This window comes from Soonwooa sp. (assembly GCF_032062245.1).
GTDB lineage: Bacteria > Bacteroidota > Bacteroidia > Flavobacteriales > Weeksellaceae > Soonwooa.
The window spans coordinates 1-3462 of sequence record NZ_DAMBQF010000056.1 but is presented as its reverse complement, the minus strand read 5'-3'; the positions used below and the strand labels follow the sequence as shown (position 1 = coordinate 3462).

4 protein-coding genes are annotated in these 3462 nt (G+C 28.3%); all 4 read left to right on the top strand.

Going from position 1 to position 3462, the window contains the following annotated elements; translation table 11 throughout:
• Positions 1-89: 89 nt before the first annotated feature.
• A complete protein-coding gene (locus RT037_RS13730) occupies positions 90-371 on the top strand; it encodes a hypothetical protein (protein ID WP_313032343.1) in 282 nt (93 codons plus the stop codon).
• Positions 372-373: 2 nt separating this feature from the next.
• Positions 374-1144 (top strand): hypothetical protein, encoded by a 771-nt coding sequence (locus RT037_RS13725; RefSeq protein ID WP_313032341.1) that lies wholly within the window; start codon positions 374-376, stop codon positions 1142-1144.
• A gap of 239 nt (positions 1145-1383) precedes the next feature.
• Entirely contained in the window at positions 1384-2430 is a 1047-nt protein-coding gene (locus RT037_RS13720) for a hypothetical protein (RefSeq protein ID WP_313032339.1), read from the top strand.
• 210 nt (positions 2431-2640) lie between these two features.
• On the top strand, positions 2641-3216 hold the full coding sequence (locus RT037_RS13715; protein WP_313032337.1) for a hypothetical protein: 576 nt from the start codon (positions 2641-2643) through the stop codon (positions 3214-3216).
• Positions 3217-3462: the final 246 nt, after the last annotated feature.

The following is a 3462-nucleotide window of genomic DNA, read 5'->3' as shown; positions in this document are numbered from 1 at the left end:
ATTTAGAACCTCAAAATAACTGAAAAAACGTGTCAACTATTTCAGGATAATACACGAACACCCCACAAATTCAATAAATTTTAATAAAAATGAGCAACCATAGAATACAAATTCTAGAAACTATTGAAAATCTTGTTGAAGCACGAGATATTATCTTTACACAAATTGTAAATCTCGCAATGTCAGGAGAAATGAAGCATTTGGAAAGCGCCTTTGATTTAGGAGACAAATATAATTTTACATTAAAACATTTTGAAACTGTTCAAGATGTTAATGTGAAAAGATTGGTTTCACTTTGCAAAAACGCCGAAGAAACTGTTTTTTCTCTGATGAATTTAAACGGAATTTCTGAGAACGATGTAAATCTATAATTATGAAACTGAATTGGACTATTGAAAAGGAAGATATTGAAAAAGTAAACCAACTTATTGACAATAATAAAGACAAAGTCTTCTACAAAAATCGTTTGGAAAAAAACGTAAATAAAAAAGGAATTATTTCAGAAAAAGACAAAATTTGGAAAAGCATCGTAGTTTGTTTGCTAACTTCTCAACAAAATTCGAGTGCTGAAAGTCCGATTTCAAGATTTTCGGGATCAAAAAATTTTCCATTGGATTTGGAAATTTGCAAATTACAATCGAAAAATTTAGAAAAATTTGTCGCCAAAGAACTTAAAGATTTTGGAGGAATTAGATTTTATGATAGAATTGCAAATCTTCTAACCAAGAATTTTGAATATTTGGAGAAATCTGATTGGAAAATTTTTGACGGAATATCTAAAATTCTAACTCAAAATAATGATCCGAAATCTCAAATTCAAATGGAAAGAGATTGTGCAAAGAAAATTCAAGACAACTTGAAAGGTTTTGGACCAAAACAATCGCGAAATCTTTTGCAAATTTTGGGTTTAACTGTTTACGAAATTCCGATTGACAGCAGAATTGCAAAGTGGTTGAACACGAAGTTAGATTTTCCGCTTACGGTTTCCGCAACAACTTTACAAGATTTGAATTTTTACAATTTTGTTTCCGACGCAATTCAAAATCTTTGCGAAAAAGCGAATGTGAAACCTTGCCTTTTTGACGCTTCCGTTTTTATTGAGGGAGATAAAGGAGAGTGGACTTTGGAAAATTCAATATTCTAACCGCAAAAAACGCCTGCACATAACATAGTATTGGCGAAAAACGGGGTGAATATTGTCTTTGAGAACTGATTTAGCAGTATCCGCAAAAAATTTTTCCGCTAACTTATTTTTTGTATTTTAGTCAGCGGAAAAAATTTTTGCTCAAGTTCGGTTTCTCTTTGAAAATGTGTGCAAAGTAGCCCATTCTTCGCCAATACTTTTTCCGTTATCGGCAATTTTATCAGTGCTATCGTCATAAAATGAAAAATCCAATATTAAAATTAAGTCTTTTCATAATTCCATTTACAGGAATTTTAATATTGTATTTATTTGGCTTTTGGGGAATTGGAACCTTACTTTGGATTTGGGGAATTTATTTGTTATTAATTATCACAAGTCTTATTCTAAAAAAAAATAATGTAAAAAACAGAATACAAATTGAGTGGATATTGCTTGCAACATATTTTGTTTTACACGGTTTGTATTACGTTCATTTTTCTGTCGGAACAGAAATATACTTTTATGGAGAGAAACAACCATTTAAAGGAAAAAACAAAAATTTTGTAATAATTTTTAATGTGAAAGGAGCGGATAAACTTCCCAACAATTTCTTTTCAAATAACAAAATCTATATTCCCGAAAATGGAATTGTTTTAACATCATCTAAAAAAGAAGAATACAAACAAAGTTATAAGTTCTTGTCCCAAAAAATTATGAAATCATTTGCAACAGCAAATTTTGAAAAATATGATTGCTTTGGTGTAGAAAACTACAAATTTGAATATTTAATCGGTTCTGTAAATGAAAAAGGAATTATTAATTATAATTTTAGGGATTTAATTGCGAATAATATTTGTAAACTATTAGAAGAGAAAAGAATTCAAAACAATATTGCAAAAGGTTATGAAAATGGTAAAAGTTATTTGGAGCAAAAAAAAGTTTATATAAACGGACAAAACCTTACGGAATTACCAAAAGGACTTTTAAAACTTAAAAACATAGAATATTTAAACATTCATTCAAATTCATTTAAAGAATTTCCAAAATATATTTATGAGTTCCCAAAATTAAAAGACTTGACAATTGGATTTAATGAAATTGACAGCATTCCAAACAAAATAAAGGAAATAAAAACACTTGAATATCTTGCAGTAAATGGAAATAATCTAAAAGACTTACCAAATGTTCTTTTAACTTTACCAAAACTAGAAAAAATTTATGCCCGTGAAAACAAATTTGATAGTATAAAAATTAGAGAATTAGCAAAAAAATATAAAGAAAAAGGAATTGAAATCCAATATGAATAAAAAAACTGCCGATAACATAGTATTTGCAAAAGGCGGGGTTGAATATTTAATAGAACTATTTGTTGCATTTAGTCGCAACTTGCTTTTCATATTGTATTTTTTTGTAATTTAACAATCTGAAAAAGCAATTTGCTTCGTTCGGTCGAAATTGAACTTTCAGTTAAATTTAGCCCGCCCTTCGCAAATACTTTTTCCGTTAGCTGTAATTCTATGAAAACGAAGCGTCTAAAAGAAATTTCCCCATTTTTAGTACTGTTATTTATTATTAATTGTAGTAATAAAAAAGATTGGAATCAAACAGATTTTGATGAAACCTTAACTCAAAATGATAGCATAAAATTGATGAGTAGTTTTTATGATCCAATGGAATTTTATAATGATTCTCTTTCAAATAATAAAAAAACATCATTTGTTAATTACGACAATGATAATAACAAAAACATTTGTGAAGCGAAAATAATTAATGATACTATAAATATTAATATTGGTTATTCAACTGGATTCTCTTCAAAAGGTTTCAATATTACATATTTTGACAAAAAATTTAGTATCAATCCATATTATGGAACAGATAATATTGCAGTTTTTATAGATGAAAATGGAAAAGAAATTCAGGAAGAACCTCCAAAACATTTTTTCAATAATCAGAAACTCATTCTAAATAAGTCAGATTATAAAAAAGGAGATAGTATTTATGGATTCGTTAATTTTTCTTCTTTAGAAACAAACAAAAATCAAAGAACTAATCATAAAGGGAAAGGATATTTCAAAACTATAGTTCAATAAGAACTACAGCTAACATTGTATTGGCAAAATGCGGGGTTAAATATAAAGTAGAAAAAGTAGAAATATTTAGCCGCCGTTGCTTTTCATATAATCTTTTTCATTAACTTAGCTTATCTGAAAAAGCATCGGCTACACGCAGTCAAAATTGAACTTTTAGTCCAATTAAGCCCGCACTTCGCCAATACTTTTTCCGTTAGCTGCAACCAGTTTCGAACAATTCCCATAGAATAAATTTGGTCAAAATAC

Bases quoted from the DNA above. Each gene is read 5' to 3' on its own strand.
- RT037_RS13720 (WP_313032339.1), top strand. From the start codon at position 1,384: ATGAAAAATCCAATATTAAAATTAAGTCTTTTCATAATTCCATTTACA.
- RT037_RS13730 (WP_313032343.1), top strand. From the start codon at position 90: ATGAGCAACCATAGAATACAAATTCTAGAAACTATTGAAAATCTTGTT.
- RT037_RS13715 (WP_313032337.1), top strand. From the start codon at position 2,641: ATGAAAACGAAGCGTCTAAAAGAAATTTCCCCATTTTTAGTACTGTTA.
- RT037_RS13725 (WP_313032341.1), top strand. From the start codon at position 374: ATGAAACTGAATTGGACTATTGAAAAGGAAGATATTGAAAAAGTAAAC.